Source organism: Mediterranea sp. ET5 (assembly GCF_023337025.1).
In the GTDB taxonomy this organism is placed as follows: Bacteria; Bacteroidota; Bacteroidia; order Bacteroidales; family Bacteroidaceae; genus Phocaeicola_A.
The window spans coordinates 83,488-103,852 of the sequence record NZ_JAMBLN010000014.1; the positions used below are offsets into that span (position 1 = coordinate 83,488).

Consider the following 20,365-nt stretch of genomic DNA (forward strand, 5'->3'; position numbering starts at 1 on the left):
TCAACGCACCCCGTCCAGTTCGTCGAGGTTCGTCCGTGCATCGGCATTGCCCAGTTCAGCCGCCCGGCGGAAGTCCTTGACTGCCTCTGCGTAACGGTTCAGGTTCACCAGGGCAGCTCCGCGCAGGTTGAGCAGGTCGCCCGTTTCGGGTGCTTCCTCCAACGCCTTCAGCGCGTCGGCATGCAAGCCTCTCGACATCAGCTCCACCGCCAGGTTGTGCAGCGTAGCCTCATCGCGGTTGAACGTAGCGGCGGCAATCTGCATCGAACGCAACCGTTCGGGCGAGCCCTCGGGATAGCTCATTGCCACCTGGTAAGCCTCGGCAGCGCTCAGGCGGAGCGGTTTCTCCAGGATGATGCGCCGCCCCTCCTCCACGCTGAAATTGCGTACGGTGAAGCTCACCACGTAATCATTATGTCGCAAATAAGGATAATAACGTTCGTAGATGGTGCGGTAGATGCTCTCCGGACGGAGAATCTTGATGAGCCACTCGCGCCGGTCGAGATCCGGCTCGGTGTCGATGATGTGCAGCACGCGGTCGCGCCCCTCCAGGGTACGGTCCGCCTCGATTTGCCGGCGAAGTTCCGTCCAGTCCTCGTTGGGCCAGGACACCTTCCACTTGTCGGCAGGAATCTGCGGGAACTGCTGCTTCATGTATTCTTCCAGTGCCATGGCGCGGTTCCGTGCCAGGCGTTCGTTGTATTCCACGGGAGCCTCGGGTGAGGTGTAACCCTGCACCTCGATGGCGGAGATGGTCACCGTCGGGTCGTTTGCCACCGAGTCGATGCGGGCACGCATCTCGTCGAGCTTCGCGCGATTCCCCTTGTAGTCCAGCAAGACATCGTGGCGGTCGAGCTCAAACTGGAAGCGTCCGCGGAAGGTCACGCTGCGGTGCTTCACCCCCTCCTCACGCGGAGCGACGGTTGCCCGTGCATAGGCAGGCGCCACGAACGGCAGGATGTGAGGGTCGATGGTGGTCACGAAGTCGCCCTTCTCGCAGCCGGCACAGCCGGTGACATACTCGCGCAGGTTGAGCGTGGCGTTGCGCATCCAGGGTTCGAAAGGCACGGAAGCCGTGTAGGCAGGCGCCTCCCAGTGTCCGCCCTTCCGACGGACCGTGACGCCGTAGTCCTGAACGTCCGCCTGACGCATCAGCTGGCGGTCCAGCTTTACGCCGCGCACCCGTCCGTAGATGACAATCGGTTCCAGGGCACGCTCGTGGCGTCCGTCGGCACTGACCAGTACCGGGACCAGCGAGAGGCGGTCCTGCGTCCGCACACGGAGGTTGCTCAAGTCCGGCAAGAAAGAGAGATTGACCCTCTGCCCTTCCCTGCGGACGTTGAGGTCATTGACTTGAATCTGTTCGAGGTAGCTTTTTCTGCCGTCGGCATAGAGCGGACCGGCGATCAGCATCGCTGCGAGAATGAACGTATATCTTTTCATGATGGTTCCTCCGTGTCTTTTCATTTAAGGAAATAAATCAGTGAGATGGCAGCCTTGGTGATGCCCCAGTAGTGCCGCGTACCGGAATCGAGGCTCCGCCGGCACTCCAGACATTCGTAGCTGTCGTAGGGGGAATAGGCATAGCCCGCTCCGATTTCGGCTTCGAGGTTCCAGCGTTTGCCGAGCACCCAGGAGTAGCCGTAGCCGACACCTGCCCCGACAAACCAGCCTTCGTAGCGGTTGCCGTCATCAAATTTCCGGGTAAAGAAGGGGAAGCGGACGTTTGAGATGTTGTATCCTCCGCCCATCGCGTGCAGGGCGAAGAAGTGACCGTTGAACACGTCGCAAGTCCAGTAGCGCAGTTCGGGTTGGACCATGAAATGCTTCATCTTCTCGCAGCGGCTTCCGGCGTTCCATCCGTTGTAGTTTCCGCTGACGTCCAGTGTCCATTTCTTGCACAAGGCGAATTCGGTTCCGATGTTCACGGTCCGGGTTGCATCGTACAGCGCGTTGGTCTTGATGCCCCATGTTTGCGCCGATGCGGTTTGTATGCCCCATATAAAGAGAGTCAGGGCAACAAGAATCATACAACAACTCGTCTTTTTCATTCTATATTTTGTCTCCTAAAGTCACTCATCCAACCGGGCAAGAAAGACAGACGCCCGATTAAAAATGTGTAAACTTTTGTTCAAGTTTCATTGCAAAGCTATTGTATTTATTTCATATCTGCAACACATTGATTCCACTTCTGCAATTTCTTCCAAGATAGAAAAGTTAAATAAATGAATTATCAAAGTCCTTATTTTCCCTGTTTCTAAAGGCATACACCTTCCCCGTCGGAGTAAAGGTTCGCAACGTCATAGACAGAATTACCCCCCCCCATTTAACTTAGATTAACCAAATTAAGATTATAGAGCCTTCACATTATGATGAAAAATTTAATAGAAGTGTCATTCATACAATTGACAACAACCCTGCGGCATCAGGCGGAGAATGTAGGGGCGACCGGTCTGGTCGCCCCTACATTTTATTTACAGGAATACATGCCGCAAGGATAATTGTCCATTGTCAATTGTCCATTGTCAATTGAAGAGATTGTCCATTGTCAATTGAAGAGATTGTCAATTGTCAATTGTCCATTGTCAATTGTCAATTGAATAATTATCTTTGTCGCGCTTTAACGACATGACTATGAAGAAAATCATTTTTTGCGTATTGGCAGGATGGATGGCATTTGCCGGCTATTCATGCAGTTCGTCCGGCAGACAGACCGGGACGGCGGAGGTGCAGGACCGCGATTCCGTCCGTGTGACCAAGGAATTTCCATTTCCGGAGATTCCGCCCCTGTACACCACCCAGGAGGGGAAGGCGAACTACCTGTTCGCCCATCTGTGGGACAACTTCGATTTTGCAGACACGACGCTGACGGGCGACCGGGAACTGTGCGAACGGGGATTCCTGAACCAGCTGAACCTCTACCTGCAGGTGCCCATCGAGAAGGCGTCCGCTGAAGCAGGCATCCGTGCGCTCTGCGAGAAGATGGAACCGCACGAACAGGCACGGCGGGTGTTCATGGACATGATTGACACCTATCTCTACGATGCCAATTCACCTTATTACAACGAAGAGCTCTACCTCGTCTACCTCCGGCGGATGCTGGAGAGCCGCATGCTGGATGATGCGCGGAAGAGCACGCTGGCATTCCGCCTGCATCTGGTCGAACGGAACATGCCGGGCACACGGGCGACCGACTTCGTGTATTTTTCACCGGACGGACGTCGCCACACCTTGCTGCAGACCGCTGTCAAGGGCGACCGCCTGCTGCTCTTCTTCTACGATGCCGACTGCCCGAACTGCCGCCGTACGCTGGCAAGGATGAAGCAGGACGACCAGTTGTCACAGGCTGTGGCGGATGGCAGGCTGACGGTCCTTGCCATCTATGCGGAGGAGGACCAGGAGCGTTGGAAGTCGACCCTTTCGTCGCTCCCTGAGGGATGGCTCGTCGGTTCAGACCGCTACGTCGTCCAGGAACAGGCGCTGTATGACCTGAAGGCGCTGCCCTCCCTCTACCTGCTCGATGCCGCCAAGAATGTGTTGGTGAAGGACCGCCCGTATGTGTTGATTGCGGCGAGCCTGTTTGATTCAATTGGCAATCCTATTCAATTGACAATTGATAATTGACAATTGACAATTGACAATGTTCCTTGCGGCATGTATGTCCGTAGGGGCGACCGGTCTGGTCGCCCCTAGCATCGTCTCAAATATTTGACACTGTTGCCGACAATTTATCCTTGATATCATTGAGTGCAAGCTTCACCTTCTCCAACTCTTCCGGAGTAAAACGGCAAGGTTTGCCATGAACGATGTTACCATTTAAACGTTGATAAAACCACGAGGCACTTTTTCCGAAATAATGCTTGGCAAGGGCTGAAATCGACAGGAAAGGCAATACCTGCTCCATTTGTGAACGCAATTTCAAATCCTTTGCTTCCTCTATACACTGATGAATCGCTTCAAAATCATCATCAACAGCCTCAATAACCTGACGACGCTCTGCCTCATCAAGTGAATCAAAGAAAACATCAAGCTCCTTCTGAACCTGTTCGCGCTCTTCGCCGCGGCTTTCAACCCAACGACGTTTCAGCATCCTGTATTCCTGTATTGTATCCATATTTTTGGAGATTTTGGGGTTTTACACTCATAAGTGATGAAGGAAGGCCTGCCGCTGCTAGCTTTGCGACAGGCCACCTTTCTACTGTTTGCCTGTGAGCTGCTTCATCAGTCATTCAAAGAGCTCTTTTTGATGACGGCACAAAGATAACATTTCTATTATCGCCGCACAAGTATTTTGATAATTATTTTGTTATCGTCCATCATCTGATGCAAATGACAAACGGTAACCTCTTCAATTATACAATTATCCTCCCGGCACGATGTCCAATAAAACAAAATGTAGGGGCGACCGGTCTGGGCGCCCGGTCCAATCAGGAATGGTACAATTGTAGGGATTTCTATTGGAGGATTTCAATCGAATCAAAATGCGGAATAAGAGGGGTAATAATGTATGAGGTGCAATACATCGTCACCTGATGGCAATCGTTCCAATTGACAAAATGTCAAACGAAGGGCTCTACAGAGGCCTTGCTCGCACAAAAATACGATTGGGTGGATTCCGAGGGCGTTCTCGGGCGATTCGCAAAATACAGATTGATGCGGATTCGGGAGAAGGGGTGTTATTCGGATGTTCATGGAGCGGTAGTGGTTTCTGAATGACAGTGGGAGGGAAATAGGATGGGCGTAGTGATAGCTTCCGATTTGTTGACACGGTACTCCTTCTGGAGAATGAAACCTGGGATTTTTGCGTTTCATTCTTCAAACATTTGACTTCCGCGGATGAAACAATATGGTTTGGGTGGTGAAACTATATTGTTTGAGTTGCCAAACACAAGTGTTTGACGCGTGAAACAATATTGTTTGGGCGCTAAAATGTAAGTATTTCGAAAATGAGATGTATAGTTTTCTAAAATAAGAGGGCTTTTCGGGGGATTTTGTTTGCATTTGTTTGCAATCGCGCGCTAGTTTGATGGAAAACGGGAAAGTACGCGTCAGACGAAAAGGGGGATTTAGGGTGTTTTGTATAGGGAAAGGGAGGGAATGCCGACAAAACGATACAGGGAGTTTCCAACGGGGAAATCGGAGGGGTGAGAAACTTCATTAAAATATCTTTTTCGACTCGATTTTGATAGATTGAAATGAAAAAGTCGAAAAGTGATTACACTGCAGTGTTAAATTCCTTTGTTTTAACACACGATTGTAAGCAAACGCCCGAAGGGCTTCATTTTCTGTCAGAAGAAACAGCGAAATCATTGTTCAAATGATAGCAAAACAATATATTTGCAGGCAATACGAAATATAAATACTTATTTTATTATACAAAAAGAAAGTATTATTCAATGAAAAGCAACACATTTGACAAAGAGAAGAGAAAAGTGCCGCAGCATGCCGGAGAGGGGCTTTACCGCCCGGAGCATGAGCATGATGCCTGCGGCGTAGGCATGATTGTCAACATTCATGGCAACAAGTCGCACGAGCTGGTCGATGCCGCACTGAAGGTGCTGGAGAACATGAAACATCGTGGTGCAGAAGGGGCGGACAACAAGACGGGGGATGGCGCAGGCATCCTGCTCCAGATACCGCACGAGTTCATCCTGCTGCAGGGGATACCGGTCCCCGAGAAGGGTAAATACGGGACGGGGCTGGTGTTCCTGCCGAAAGACAAGGGGGCACAGGCGGAAATCCTGCGCATCATGATCGAGGAAATCGAACGCGAAGGGCTCTCGCTGATGCACCTGCGACAGGTCCCGGTGCGTCCGGAAATACTGGGAGCGAGCGCCGCGGCTACGGAACCGGACATCAAGCAGGTGTTCATCACCGGCACGACAGACCCGGAGAACCTCGAACGCACCTTGTACATCATCCGCAAGAAAATCGAACGGCGCGTCACGGACAAGGAGTTCTACATCGTGTCGCTGTCCAGCAAGACCATTATATATAAAGGTATGCTCTCATCGGTCCAGGTGCGCGAGTACTTCTGCGACCTGACGCAACCTTACTTCACCAGCGGACTCGCCATCGTCCATTCGCGTTTCAGCACGAACACGTTCCCGACCTGGAGCCTGGCACAGCCCTTCCGTCTGCTGGCACACAACGGGGAAATCAATACCATCCGGGGAAACCGGGGCTGGATGGAGGCGCGCGAGAGTGTCCTGTCGACGCCGCTGCTGGGGGACGTGAAGGAGATACGCCCCATCCTGCAGAGCAACATGAGCGACAGCGCCTCGCTCGACAACGTGCTGGAGTTCTTCGTGATGTCGGGACTGAGCCTGCCGCACGCCATGGCGATGCTGGTCCCGGAGTCATTCAACGACCGGAATCCCATCAGTGAAGACCTGAAGGCGTTCTACGAATATCACTCCATCCTGATGGAGCCGTGGGACGGACCGGCGGCGCTGCTCTTCAGCGACGGACGTTATGCGGGGGGCATGCTCGACCGCAACGGACTGCGTCCGGCACGCTACCTCATCACCCGGAACGACATGATGGTCGTGGCGAGTGAAGCGGGAGTCATCGGCTTCGAACCGGAGAACATCAAGGAGAAGGGACGGCTGCAGCCGGGCAAGCTCCTGATGGTGGACATGCAGGAAGGGGTCATCTTCCGCGACGAGGAACTGAAGGCACAACTGGCTTCCGCCAGACCGTACCGCCAATGGCTGGCAGCGAACCGCATCGAGCTGGACACGTTGCGCAGCGGACGGAAACCGGACAATGCCGTGCCGGACTACAACCGGCGGCTGCGTGCCTTCGGCTTTACGCGGGAGGACATCGAGCGCATCCTCATCCCGATGGCGGTCAACGGGACGGAACCGACCGCCTCGATGGGCAACGACACGCCGCTCGCCGTCCTGTCTGACAAGCCGCAACTGCTGTTCAACTACTTCCGTCAGCAGTTCGCCCAGGTGACGAACCCGCCCATCGACCCCATCCGCGAAGAGCTGGTCATGTCGCTGACAGAATACATCGGCGCCGTGGGCTGCAACATCCTGCTGCCGGACGAGAGCCACTGCAAGATGGTGCGTCTGCCCCACCCGATACTGACCAACACGCAGCTCGACATCCTGTGCAACATACGCTACAAGGGGTTCAAGACCGTGAAGCTGCCGACCCTCTTCCCCGTCGGCGGGGGACGCAACGCCCTGCAGGAGGCACTGACGGAACTGTGCCGCCGAGCAGAGGAAGCCGTGAAGGAAGGTGTCAACTACATCATCCTCTCCGACCGGGAACTGGATGCGGACCATGCCGCCATCCCGTCACTGCTTGCCGTCAGTGCCGTGCATCACCACCTGATCGGTGTACAGAAGCGTGTACAGACGGCGCTGATTGTCGAGAGCGGGGAAATCCGCGAGGTGATGCACGCCGCCCTGCTGCTGGGCTACGGTGCCAGCGCCCTCAACCCGTACATGGCGTTCGCCGTGCTCGATGACCGGGTGAAACGGGGTGAGGTGCAGATGAACTACGAGACGGCAGAGAAAAACTACATCAAGGCGGTCTGCAAGGGACTGTACAAAATCATGAGCAAGATGGGCATCAGCACCATCCGCTCCTACCGGGGCGCGAAGATATTCGAAGCCGTCGGGGTGAGTGCGGAACTCCTGAGGTCCTGCTTCGGGACGGCTTCCTCGACCATCGGAGGCATCCGCCTGGAGGAGATCGCCCGCGACTATACAGCCTTCCACCGGGCAGGATTTGCCGACGGGGAAGACAGTGACTCCGACCTGCTGCCGCACATCGGTCAGTTCTCCTACCGCAAGGACGGGGAGCGGCATGCCTGGAACCCGGAGACCATCAGCAAGCTCCAGCTGGCAACCCGGCTGGGGAGCTACGCGAAGTTCAAGGAGTTCACCGCGCAGGCAGACCGGAAGGAACAGCCCCTCTTCCTCCGCGACTTCTTCCGCTTCAGGCGCAACCCCATCCCCATTGACGAAGTGGAACCGGTGGAGAGCATCGTGAAGCACTTCGTCACGGGAGCCATCTCGTTCGGCGCCATCAGTCAGGAGGCACACGAGGCACTGGCACTCGCCATGAACAAGCTGGGGACACGCAGCAACACGGGAGAAGGCGGCGAGGATGAAGCCCGCTTCCGGGGAACACACGACGGCATCTCACTGTGCAGCAAGACCAAGCAGGTGGCTTCCGGACGCTTCGGCGTGACGACTGCCTACCTGGTGAATGCCGAAGAGATACAAATCAAGGTGGCACAGGGAGCGAAGCCCGGAGAAGGCGGACAACTGCCCGGCTTCAAGGTGGACGAGGTCATCGCCCGCACGCGGCACTCCATCCCCGGCATTTCGCTCATCTCGCCGCCACCGCACCACGACATCTACTCCATCGAGGACCTGGCACAGCTCATCTTCGACCTGAAGAACGTCAATCCGCGGGCACGCATCAGCGTCAAGCTGGTGGCAGAGAGCGGCGTGGGGACCATCGCTGCCGGCGTGGCAAAAGCCAAGGCGGACCTCATCGTCATCTCCGGCGCGGAAGGGGGAACGGGTGCATCGCCCGCCTCCTCCATGCGCTATGCCGGCATCCCGCCCGAGATAGGGCTGAGCGAGACACAGCAGACCCTCGTCCTCAACGGGCTGCGCGGACAGGTTCGCCTGCAGACCGACGGCCAGCTGAAGACCGGACGCGACATCATCTGCATGGCACTGCTGGGAGCGGAAGAGTTCGCCTTCGGCACGGCTGCCCTCATCGTGCTGGGCTGCGTGATGATGCGCAAGTGCCACGCCAACACCTGTCCCGTCGGTGTCGCCACCCAGGACCCGGTGCTGCGCCAACGCTTCCGGGGACACTATGAATACGTGGTCAACTACTTCCGCTTCCTCGCCCAGGAGGTGCGCGAATACCTGGCTGAGATGGGCTTCCGCAAGCTCGACGACATCGTGGGACACACCGAGCTCATCGAGCTGGCACCGGCAACGGCAGGCACGAAGGCCTCGCTGCTCGACTTCAGCCGCATCCTCCACCGGGTGGACAACGAGGCTGCCATCCGTCAGGTGGTCCCGCAGCAGCATGACATCGACCGGGTGATGGACACCGCCATCCTGTCGGCAGTCAGGGACACGCTGGAGAGCCGGAAGGAAATCTCACTGGAATATGCCATCGCCAACACTGACCGTTCGGTGGGCGCCATGCTTTCGGGGGCGGTTGTCTCCCGCTACGGACAGGCAGGACTGCCCGACCACACCATCCAGGTGAAGTTCAAGGGGTCGGCAGGACAGAGCTTCGGTGCCTTCCTCGCCCACGGCATCAGCTTCCGTCTGGAAGGAGAGGCGAACGACTACCTGGGCAAAGGGCTCAGCGGCGGACACATCTCGGTACAGCCGCCCGTGCGCAGCGGTTTTGCTGCGGAAGACAACACCATCGCGGGCAACACCCTCCTCTATGGAGCCACCAGCGGCGAGGTCTACATCAACGGACGGGCAGGCGAACGGTTTGCCGTGCGCAACTCCGGCGCCATTGCCGTGGTGGAAGGCGTGGGCGACCACTGCTGCGAATACATGACCGGCGGACGGGTCGTCGTGCTGGGTGAGACCGGACGCAACTTTGCCGCCGGCATGAGCGGAGGCGTCGCCTACGTGTGGGACAAGAACCACCACTTCGACTACTTCTGCAACATGGACATGGTCGAGCTGTCGCTGCTGGAGGACGCCACCGCACGCAAGGAGGTACACGAGCTCATCCGCCAGCATTACCGCTACACCGGCTCGGAGCTGGCACGCCAGATGCTCGACAACTGGAGCCGCTACGTCGACGAGTTCATCCAGGTGACCCCCATCGAATACAAGAAGGTGCTCGCCGAAGAACAGATGCGCAAACTCCAGGAGAAGATTGCCGAAGTACAGAGAGATTACTGACCGATTTGAGACAAGACAACAGACTTATGGGAAACCCGAAAGCATTTCTTACCATACCGCGCCAGGAGGCGGAATACCGCCCGGTGCACGACCGCATCACCGACTTCGGTGAAGTGGAACAGACATTGAACACAAGTGAACGCAAACTACAGGCCTCGCGCTGCATGGACTGCGGCGTGCCGTTCTGCCACTGGGCCTGTCCGCTGGGCAACCGCCCGCCGGAGTTCCAGGACGCCCTCTACAAGGGGAAGTGGCGCGAGGCATACGACATCCTGACACAGACGAACGACTTCCCCGAATTCACCGGACGCATCTGCCCGGCACTGTGCGAGAAGAGCTGTGTGCTGCAGCTCAGCATCGACGCACCCGTCACCATCCGGGAGGACGAAGCCGCCATCATCGAAGCCGCCTTCCGCGAAGGCTACGTGCAGCCCCGCTCCTACCGACGGAACGGGAAGCGGGTGGCGGTCATCGGTTCGGGACCTGCCGGACTGGCGGCAGCCAACCAGCTCAACCGGCGCGGCTATGAGGTCACCGTCTTCGAACGGCTGGAGTACGTCGGGGGACTGCTGCGCTTCGGCATCCCCAACTTCAAGCTCAACAAGCCCATCATCGACCGGCGCATCCGCGTGATGGAGGCCGAGGGCATCCGCTTTGAGGTCAACGCCGACATCGACCTCACCCACCTCCCCGAGGGCTTCGACGCCTACTGCGTCTGTACCGGGACGCCGCAGGCACGCGACCTCAACATCCCGGGACGGGAACTGAAGGGCATCCACTTTGCCCTGGAGATGCTCGCCCAGCAGAACCGCGTGCTCGCCGGACAGACCTTCTCCGACAAGGAACGTGTCACCGCCAAAGGCAAGGACGTGCTCGTCATCGGCGGCGGAGACACCGGCAGCGACTGCATCGGCACCAGCAACCGGCAGGGAGCAAAGAGCGTGACCCAGATTGAAATCATGCCCCAACCGCCCGTCGGCAAGAACCCGGCAACGCCCTGGCCGCAGTGGCCCGTGATACTGAAGACCAGCAGCAGCCACGAGGAGGGATGCGTGCGCCGCTGGAGCCTCTCGTCCGTCCGCTTTCTCGGAGAAAAGGGACACGTGACGGGCGTCGAGGTGGAGGCGGTGGACTGGCAGCCCAACCCCGACGGCGGACGTCCGCTGATGAAACCCACGGGCAAGAAAGAGGTACTGAAAGCCGACCTCGTCCTGCTCGCCATGGGCTTCCTCAAGCCGGAGCTCCCGGCATTCGCCCCTCAGGTGTTCGTGGCAGGAGACGCCGCCACCGGCGCCAGCCTCGTGGTGCGCTGCATCGCCTCGGGACGCCGGGCAGCTGCCGACATCGACCGTTTCCTGACCTCCGCACCGGCGGAATGAACCCCATCCATCCATCTCTAAACGACAACAACCATGTGTGGAATCGTAGGCATATTCAACCTCAAGCAGCCATCGTCCGCCTTACGGGGCAAAGCCCTGGACATGGCCAAGCGCATCCGTCACCGCGGCCCCGACTGGAGCGGCATCTACTGCGGAAGCTCTGCCATCCTGGCACACGAACGTCTCTCCATCGTCGACCCGCAGAGCGGCGGACAACCCCTCTTCTCGGCTGACGGCAGGCAGGTCCTCGCCGTCAACGGGGAAATCTACAACCACCGCACGCTGCGGCAACAGCTCGACTATCCCTTCCGGACGGGAAGCGACTGCGAAGTCATCCTGCCCCTCTACCGTCGGCGGGGCGTGGACTTCCTGGAAGAGCTGAACGGCATCTTCGCCTTCGCCCTCTACGACGAGGAGCGCGACGAGTTCCTCATCGCACGCGACCCCATCGGCGTGATTCCCCTCTACATCGGGTATGATGCCGACGGCACCGTCTACTGTGCCAGCGAGCTGAAGGCTCTCGAAGGGCAGTGCGAGCGCTACGAACCGTTCCCGCCGGGACACTACTACTGGAGCCGCGAAGGCAAGATGACCCGCTGGTACAAACGCGAATGGACGGACTATGACGCCGTGAAAGACAACCCGGCGTCCGTGAACGAACTGCATGACGCCCTGGAAGCCGCCGTGCAACGCCAGCTGATGAGCGACGTGCCCTACGGGGTGCTGCTGTCGGGCGGACTCGACAGCTCCATCATCTCGGCAGTCGCCAAGAAGTATGCTGCCCGGCGCATTGAGACCGGCGGACGGCAGGAGGCATGGTGGCCTCAGCTCCACTCCTTCGCCATCGGACTGGAAGGCGCGCCCGACCTTGCCAAGGCACGCGAGGTGGCAGACCACATCGGCACCGTCCACCACGAAATACACTACACCCTCCAGGAGGGACTGGACGCCCTGCGCGACGTCATCTACCACATCGAGACCTACGACGTGACGACCGTCCGGGCATCCACCCCGATGTACCTGCTGGCGCGGGTCATCAAGAGCATGGGCATCAAGATGGTGCTCAGCGGCGAAGGTGCCGACGAGGTGTTCGGGGGTTACCTCTACTTCCACAAGGCGCCCGACGCCCGCGCCTTCCACGAAGAGACGGTGCGCAAGCTCTCCAAGCTGCATCTCTACGACTGCCTGCGCGCCAACAAGGCGCTGTCGGCATGGGGCGTGGAGGGGCGCGTCCCCTTCCTCGACAAGGAGTTCCTCGACGTGGCGATGCGCCTCAATCCCCAAGCCAAAATGTGCCCGGGACAGACCATCGAGAAGCGTATCCTGCGCGAGGCGTTTGCCGACCTGCTCCCGCCCGCCATCATCCGACGGCAGAAGGAGCAGTTCAGCGACGGGGTAGGCTACGGCTGGATAGACACCTTGCGCGACACGGCCGCCCGGGCAGTCAGCGACGAACAGATGGCACAAGCCGCGGTCCGTTTCCCCATCAACCCGCCGCGCAACAAGGAGGAATACTTCTACCGCAGCATCTTCGAAGAGCATTTCCCGAGCGAGAGCGCCGCCCGCAGTGTACCCAGCGTCCCCAGCGTGGCTTGCTCCACCGCCGAAGCACTGGCATGGGACGAGGCATTCAGACACCTGAACGAACCCAGCGGACGCGCCGTCGCCGGCATCCACGAAGAGGCTTACGACCAACCGGCATCCCTGTAGGGGCGACCGGTCTGGTCGCCCGGTCCAATACAGAGACACGAAGACACCCCGTTATCCTGCAAAGGCCTGTGTTTTTTTAAGCACAAAACACTTTGTACCTAGTACTAAATCCGATACCTTTACGCCTGTAAAGGACTAACTTCCGATTCCCGTGCTCGCTTCGAGAAAGCGATTCATCAGCATTTGAAGAATAACGGTTTAATATAAGAAATATGGATTATCTGGAATACAAAGGTTACAAGGGTTCCGTGGAATACAGCAAAGAAGACAATGCCTGATTTGAGACACCATTTGCTTTTTGTTTTCAGCGTGGTCACTTCGGTGACCACGCTTTCTTTTTGCCCCATGCCCACCCCATGAAGACAACCATCAATCCGTTTCCCCCCTTCCGGAATGAGACTGCAACCCCTGCAAAAGAATCCTAAAAAATAACTCCGCATCGGACGGAAATGGCAAATTATAAGGCTTTCGGTCGCATCGGCTTACACATTATCACACGAGAGTACGCAAACATTACAATATGTAAGTAATCGAAGAAATACAGCATTATTGTGATTCCTTTATGCGAGATATGCTTTCTTTATGTCATAACTTTGCAGCGTAAGCAAAACAAGAAGATAGTATAACAGACTATTCACTAAACAATACGATTATGTTTATAGAGAGAAAAAAGCAAATGAAAGCAACGCTGCTGGCAACTGCGGCGGCGTTGCTGCCCTTCGGGGCAATGGCACAGGACCGTGTGGAAGCTACGGCAGGTGCCGATCTGGTGAGTGGCTATATCTGGCGCGGGCAAGACCTGGGCAACGTGAGCATCCAGCCGTCCGCATCGGTGAGTTTTCGGGGGTTTTCGCTGACGGCATGGGGCTCGGTCGGCATCGACAAGAACGACACCAAGGAACTTGACCTGACGCTGGGATATGCCACCGGAGGCTTCAGCCTCTCCATCACCGACTACTGGTTCAATGGCGGAGCAGGCTACTTCCGCTACGGAGCAGGCACAACGGCACACGTGTTTGAGGTGCAGGCGGGCTATGACTTCGGTCCCCTTGCCGTCAACTGGTACACAAACTTCGCCGGGAATGACGGCGTGAACGACAAGGGCAAACGCGCCTACTCCTCCTACGTCAGCCTCACGGCGCCCTTCCGTCTGGGCGGACTCGACTGGACCGCCTCCCTGGGAGCCACCCCGTGGGAGACCTCCTTCTACAACCAGGGAGCAGGCGGCTTCGAAGTCACCGACATCGCCATCGGGGTAAGCAAGGAGATCCCCCTCACGGAACGCTTCTCCCTCCCGCTGTCCGCCCGTGCCGTATGGAACCCGGCAACAGGAGGCGCCTACCTCGTGGCAGGAATCAGCTTATGACGGTAAACAGATGTTTTCAGGATAAATTGATTACCATACAATATACAAATACAACAACCAGACAAAGACCATTATGAAAAAGATTGAAGCCATCATCCGACGGAGCCGCTTCGAGAATGTGAAGGAAGCACTCTTGGCTGCCGACATCGAATGGTTCTCTTACTATGACGTGAGAGGAGTGGGAAAAATGAGAGAGGAACGTATCTACCGCGGCGTGATGTACGACACCAGTTCCATCGAACGCATCCTGTTGTCCATCGTCGTCCGTGAAAAGAATGTCGAGAAGACCGTCCGGGCAGTCATGCAAGCCGCATGGACCGGAGACATCGGCGACGGACGCATCTTCATCATTCCCGTGGAAGATGCCATCAGCATCCGCACCGGCGTACGCGGAGATACCTCGCTCTACAACGCAGAGACTGAAAAATGACACAACACAACCCGATAAAAACCCATTGATTATGGACACAACTTACATACTCGACACCGGCAACACCGCATGGATTATCGTTGCCACCATCCTTGTTCTCCTGATGACTATCCCCGGCATCGCCCTGTTCTACGGCGGTCTCGTCCGGCAGAAGAACGTGCTCAGCATCGTGATGCAGAGCCTGCTCATCGTGGCTGCCGTCAGTGTGCTGTGGATTCTGTTCGGCTACAGCTTCGTGTTCGGCACGGGACTGATGGACGCCGGCAGTCCGCTGGGAGCGGTCATCGGCGGCTTTGACAAAGTCTGCCTGTCAGGCATCACCACCGGGACACTGACCACCGGACGCATCCCCGAACTGCTGTTCGTGCTCTTCCAGTGCATGTTCGCCATCATCACGCCGGCACTCATCCTGGGCGCTTTTGCCGAGCGCGTCAAGTTCTCCGGCTTCCTGCTGTTCACCCTCCTGTGGAGCGTCCTGGTCTACATCCCCATGGCACACTGGGTATGGGGCGGCGGCTTCCTGCAGCAGATGGGCGCCATCGACTTTGCCGGAGGCACCGTCGTGCACATCAATGCCGGCATCTCCGCCCTGATGATGGCACTGCTCGTCGGCCGACGCAGCGACTACCGTCCGGGACACCCCATGACACCCCACAACGTGACCTTTGTCTTCATGGGCACCGCCTTCCTCTGGCTGGGCTGGTTCGGCTTCAACGCGGGTAGCGGACTGGCAGCCGACGGCATTGCCGCCAACGCCTTCCTCGTGACACACCTTGCCACCTGCGCCGCCGCACTGACCTGGATGGTCATCGACTGGATATGCAACCGCAAGCCGACCACCGTAGGCGTCTGCACGGGTGCCGTCGCCGGACTAGTCGCCATCACTCCCGCAGCGGGGAGCGTGGACATCGCCGGAGCCTTCTGCATCGGCATCATCACCTCCGCCGCCTGCTTCTACATGGTGGCAGTCATCAAGCCGAAGCTGGGCTATGACGACACGCTCGACGCCTTCGGCGTGCACGGCATGGGAGGCATCATCGGCTCCATCCTGACCGGCGTCTTCGCCACACAGAGCATCACCGGCGAAGGAGGAGCGCAGGGCGCGCTCTACGGAGACTGGCACCAGCTGTGGGTACAGATTGCCGCCACCGTCGTCTCCATCGTCTTCAGCGCCGTGATGACCTTCCTGCTGTTCAAGTTCACCGACAAGACCGTGGGCATCCGTGTCGACCGCCGCGTAGAGGAAGAGGGACTGGACATCTACGAGCACGGCGAATCAGCCTACAACCGATAATCTCATCCGCATAACGAACTCACAAACCAAAAGCAATATGTCAACACTAAGATTCAGAGTCGTAGAAAGAGCCTTCCGCGCCAAGCCGAAGGAAGTACCCAACCCCGCAGAACGTCCGTCGGAATATTTCGGCAAGTACGTGTTCAACCGGGAAAAGATGTTCAAATACCTCCCCACGTCGGTCTACAGCCGCCTGGTCGATGCCATGGACCACGGGGCTGCCCTCGACCGGGACATCGCCGACCAGGTAGCCGAAGGCATGAAACGCTGGGCGACCGAACTGGGCGTGACACACTACACCCACTGGTTCCAGCCCCTGACCGAAGGCACGGCAGAGAAGCACGACGCCTTCGTGGAGCACGACGGCAAGGGAGGCATGATGGAGGAGTTCTCAGGCAAGTTGCTCGTACAGCAGGAGCCCGACGCCTCGTCCTTCCCCAACGGCGGCATCCGCAACACCTTCGAGGCACGCGGATACTCGGCATGGGACCCCTCCTCACCCGTCTTCGTGGTGGACGACACGCTGTGCATCCCCACGGTATTCATCGCCTACACCGGCGAGTCACTGGACTACAAGGCGCCGCTACTGAAAGCCCTGCGCGCCGTCGACCGGGCAGCCACCGACGTCTGCCACTACTTCAACCCCGAAGTCAAGAAGGTCATGGCGTACCTGGGCTGGGAACAAGAATACTTTCTAGTGGACGAAGGGCTGTATGCCGCCCGTCCGGACTTGTTGTTGACAGGCCGCACGCTCATGGGGCATGAAGCGTCGAAGAACCAACAGCTGGAGGACCACTACTTCGGTGCCATCCCCACGCGTGTGGCCGCTTTCATGAAGGACCTGGAAATCCAGGCGCTCGAACTGGGCATCCCCCTGAAGACACGCCACAACGAGGTTGCCCCCAACCAGTTCGAGCTGGCGCCCATCTACGAGGAGTGCAACCTTGCCGTCGACCACAACATGCTCATCATGTCGCTCATGCGGAAGGTGGCACGCAGCCACGGCTTCCGTGTCCTGCTCCACGAGAAGCCCTTCAAGGGCGTGAACGGCTCGGGCAAGCACAACAACTGGTCGCTGGGGACCGACACGGGACTTCCGCTCATGGCACCGGGCAAGACACCGGAAGAGAACCTGCGCTTCATCACCTTCGTGGTCAACACGCTCATGGCCGTCTACCGGCACAACGGACTGCTGAAAGCCTCCATCATGAGTGCCACGAATGCCCACCGTCTGGGAGCCAACGAGGCACCGCCCGCCATCATCTCCTCATTTCTGGGCACCCAGCTGAGCCGCGTGCTCGACCACATGGAGGAGAGCTCGACCGACGAACTGGTGACGCTCGCGGGCAAGCACGGCATGAAGCTCGACATCCCGCAAATCCCCGAGCTGCTCATCGACAACACCGACCGCAACCGCACCTCGCCCTTCGCCTTCACCGGCAACCGCTTCGAGTTCCGTGCCGTGGGGTCGGAAGCGAACTGCGCCAGCGCGATGATTGCCCTCAACACCGCCGTCGCCGAGCAGCTGAAGCTCTTCAAGCAGGAGGTCGACGCGCTGATGGCAAGCGGTGAAGAGAAGATGTCCGCCCTCATACAGGTCATCCGCAAATACATCCGGGAGAGCAAGCCCATCCGCTTCGACGGCAATGGCTACAGCGAGGAATGGAAAGCGGAAGCGGCACGCCGCGGACTGGACTGCGAGACGAGCTGTCCGCTCATCTTCGACCGTTACCTCGACGAAGGCAGCGTCCGCATGTTCGAGTCGGTGGGTGTGATGACACGGAAGGAGCTGGAGGCACGCAACGAGGTGAAGTGGGAGACCTACACGAAGAAGATACAGATCGAGGCGCGCGTGCTGGGCGACCTGGTGATGAACCACATCGTCCCCGTCGCCACGGAATACCAGACGAAGCTCATCGACAACGTCTACAAGATGAAGGGACTCTTCCCGACGGAGAAAGCCGACGGCCTGTCGGCAGAGAACCTCGCCATCATCTGCAAGATAGCCGAACACACCTCCTACATCAAGGAGCATGTCGACGCCATGGTCGAAGCGCGCAAGGTCGCCAACCGGATAGCCGACGAGCGTGAGAAGGCCATCGCCTATCACGACACCATCGCCCCGATGCTGGAGCAGATCCGCTACCACATCGACAAGCTGGAGCTCATCGTCGACGACCAGATGTGGACGCTGCCCAAATACCGCGAGTTGCTATTCATAAGATAAGAAGGTTTTACTAATGACCAGACTCGCACGTGTCAGGGATACTGACGCATGTCACGGAGAAGAGGTGTACGTGAGGTATGCCTCTCCTCTTTTTTTGCTATCTTCGCTACCCGTTGGTCATCAAACAGTCGCCACTGGATGTGATTTGAATGCTCCCGCTTACCTCTCCTCCAGTTTCGTCGGAGAGGCAAGCTACATCACGGCAATCGCCAACAGGAAGCACCATACAATGAGGTGGAAAAGGCTTCCGGTCCATATGCCGGCAGCAACACCGATTATCCCGACAAGCAGGAACAGCAGATTTGACTTTCCGGACGCTCCGGCTCCCAACAACATACGCACCACGTCCCGCTTGTTTTTCGGCACGAAAATGAGGTTAGTACCTACCAATAGCAATATTGATATTTATTTGTTTTTAAACGTTCTTCGAAAGCTGTGCCACAAAGCTATGCATATTTGAACAGAAAACCTTTGTTTGTTTCATATAAATTCCCGGAAACTTCAAAATCCTCCTTCCTTTGTTCCGCACGAAGCCGGAATAGGCGTGCAAAGCCCTCTCTTGTGTTCTGCGGACGAAGATTCAGTCATTTCCAGCACCAAAACGTTTTGAAAGGTTAAGGATACGTTGTATCCAGCACCAAAATGTTTTGTGAGGTTAAAGATATATTGTATCCAGAGCCAAAATGTTTTGTGAGGAGCTGGATATGCTGTATCTAATGCCAAAATGTTTTGCGGGAAACTGGAAACGGAGAACAGGAAAGGCAACGTCAGTGAAAAGAAAAAAGAATCGGCTTTCTAGTACATTTTATCCCGGAGGGGAATATATAGATGAAAGCATTTGCAAACAAAATCATATCAGACAGGATGGAAAAAGACATTGAAGAACTATTGACCCGATATTCGGAGGGAAAGCTCTCGGCGGAGGAAGCTGAAGAGTTGTACCGCCGTGTGACGACGTCGGACACGGACGCCGAGGCGTTCCGCAACTGGCGGGAGACGGAGACACTGGGACGCGCCCTGCGTCAGCTGGAACTGATGGACGAGGAAAAAGCATGGGAACGGCTGCAAAGGCGGCTGGAACGGCGTCCGCGAAGGTCTCTGCGCTGGCTTCCGCTGGCTGCCGGACTGGCACTGCTGCTGGGCGTCGCGACGTGGCTCTTGTGGAAGCCGACGACGGGCACCGGGCTGCGTGAAGAGGACGCGCTCGTCCGTTTGTTCCCCGACCGGACGGACACGGTTGCCGTGCTCACCCTGGCAGACGGACGCGAAATCGGGCTGGACCCGCGCACCGCTCTTCCGACGGGAGACGACGAGGTGTTCTGCCCCGCGGGAAGCGAACCGGGGGTCATCGACTATTCATCGGCGCCCCCGACACCGGAAGACGGGGAGGCGCGCCTCCATTCCATACGCGTACCGCAAGGGGGAAGCTACACGGTGGTCCTTGCCGACGGCACACGGGTACACCTGAATGCCGGGTCGCGGATGAGCTATCCGGTGAGCTTCCACGGCACGCGGCAGGTGACGCTCGAGGGAGAAGCTTTTTTCGAGGTGCAGCACGGACGCACGCCGTTCGAGGTCGTGACGCCGAAGTGCCGCCTGCGGGTGCTGGGGACGGTGTTCAACGTGACGGCATACCGGGGAGAAGCCGCCGTGACCACCTTGGTCAGCGGAAGTGTGGAAGTCAGCACCGCCCGTCAGTGTGTCCGCCTGCAACCGGGTGAACAGGCACGGACGGAACCGGCGGACGGACGTCTGGAGGTCTGCCGCGTGAACCCGGAACTGTATACGTCGTGGGTACGGGGCGTCTTCCGCTTCAAGGACACGCGGCTGGAGGACATCACCCGTCTGCTGACCCGCTGGTACGGCGTGGACGTGCGCTGCGCCACCCCGCAGGTGGGCGACATCCGCCTGGCGGGCAGCGTGTACCGGAACCGCGAGCTGGGCTACACGTTCGAACTGCTGCAACGCGTAGCGGGCGTGACCTTTGAGCGGCAGACGGACGGCAGCATCCTCGTCCGTGAATCTGCCGACTGACGCAAGAC

General features: G+C 57.8%; 12 protein-coding genes. 9 read left to right on the forward strand and 3 right to left on the reverse strand.

Features of this window, described 5'->3' with window-relative positions:
* Entirely contained in the window at positions 1-1,443 is a 1,443-nt protein-coding gene (locus M3087_RS09620) for a DUF3868 domain-containing protein (RefSeq protein WP_249095316.1), read from the reverse strand.
* A gap of 20 nt (positions 1,444-1,463) precedes the next feature.
* A complete protein-coding gene (locus M3087_RS09625; RefSeq protein WP_022383726.1) occupies positions 1,464-2,030 on the reverse strand; it encodes a DUF3575 domain-containing protein in 567 nt (188 codons plus the stop codon).
* Between the two features lie 604 nt (positions 2,031-2,634).
* Between M3087_RS09625 and M3087_RS09630 the strand changes: the two genes are divergently transcribed.
* The gene (locus M3087_RS09630; RefSeq protein ID WP_249095318.1) at positions 2,635-3,624 is read left to right on the forward strand and encodes a DUF5106 domain-containing protein; all 990 of its coding nucleotides are present in this window, start codon (positions 2,635-2,637) and stop codon (positions 3,622-3,624) included.
* A 76-nt stretch (positions 3,625-3,700) separates the two neighbouring features.
* On the opposite strand, the gene M3087_RS09635 is transcribed toward M3087_RS09630, so the two are convergent.
* Positions 3,701-4,114 (reverse strand): DUF5053 domain-containing protein, encoded by a 414-nt coding sequence (locus tag M3087_RS09635; protein WP_249095320.1) that lies wholly within the window; start codon positions 4,112-4,114, stop codon positions 3,701-3,703.
* 1,282 nt (positions 4,115-5,396) lie between these two features.
* Between M3087_RS09635 and gltB the strand changes: the two genes are divergently transcribed.
* The 8 genes from gltB to M3087_RS09675 all read left to right on the forward strand — a co-directional run bounded on the left by gltB (position 5,397) and on the right by M3087_RS09675 (position 20,357).
* Entirely contained in the window at positions 5,397-9,917 is a 4,521-nt protein-coding gene (gene gltB, locus M3087_RS09640; RefSeq protein WP_249095322.1) for a glutamate synthase large subunit, read from the forward strand.
* 26 nt (positions 9,918-9,943) lie between these two features.
* The gene (locus tag M3087_RS09645; protein ID WP_249095324.1) at positions 9,944-11,296 is read left to right on the forward strand and encodes a glutamate synthase subunit beta; all 1,353 of its coding nucleotides are present in this window, start codon (positions 9,944-9,946) and stop codon (positions 11,294-11,296) included.
* Between the two features lie 33 nt (positions 11,297-11,329).
* Positions 11,330-13,006: an asparagine synthase B gene (asnB, locus tag M3087_RS09650; protein ID WP_249095326.1), complete on the forward strand. Its 1,677-nt coding sequence runs from the start codon at positions 11,330-11,332 to the stop codon at positions 13,004-13,006.
* Between the two features lie 676 nt (positions 13,007-13,682).
* Complete coding sequence (locus tag M3087_RS09655; RefSeq protein ID WP_249095329.1) at positions 13,683-14,372, forward strand: hypothetical protein; 690 nt, start codon at positions 13,683-13,685, stop codon at positions 14,370-14,372.
* 73 nt (positions 14,373-14,445) lie between these two features.
* Complete coding sequence (locus tag M3087_RS09660; RefSeq protein ID WP_249095332.1) at positions 14,446-14,802, forward strand: P-II family nitrogen regulator; 357 nt, start codon at positions 14,446-14,448, stop codon at positions 14,800-14,802.
* A 31-nt stretch (positions 14,803-14,833) separates the two neighbouring features.
* Positions 14,834-16,096 (forward strand): ammonium transporter, encoded by a 1,263-nt coding sequence (locus M3087_RS09665; RefSeq protein ID WP_106625476.1) that lies wholly within the window; start codon positions 14,834-14,836, stop codon positions 16,094-16,096.
* 37 nt (positions 16,097-16,133) lie between these two features.
* Positions 16,134-18,323 (forward strand): glutamine synthetase III, encoded by a 2,190-nt coding sequence (locus M3087_RS09670; protein WP_249095335.1) that lies wholly within the window; start codon positions 16,134-16,136, stop codon positions 18,321-18,323.
* Positions 18,324-19,187: 864 nt separating this feature from the next.
* Positions 19,188-20,357, forward strand: coding sequence for a FecR family protein (locus tag M3087_RS09675; protein WP_249095338.1), 1,170 nt, complete (start codon positions 19,188-19,190; stop codon positions 20,355-20,357).
* The last annotated feature ends 8 nt before the right edge of the window (positions 20,358-20,365 follow it).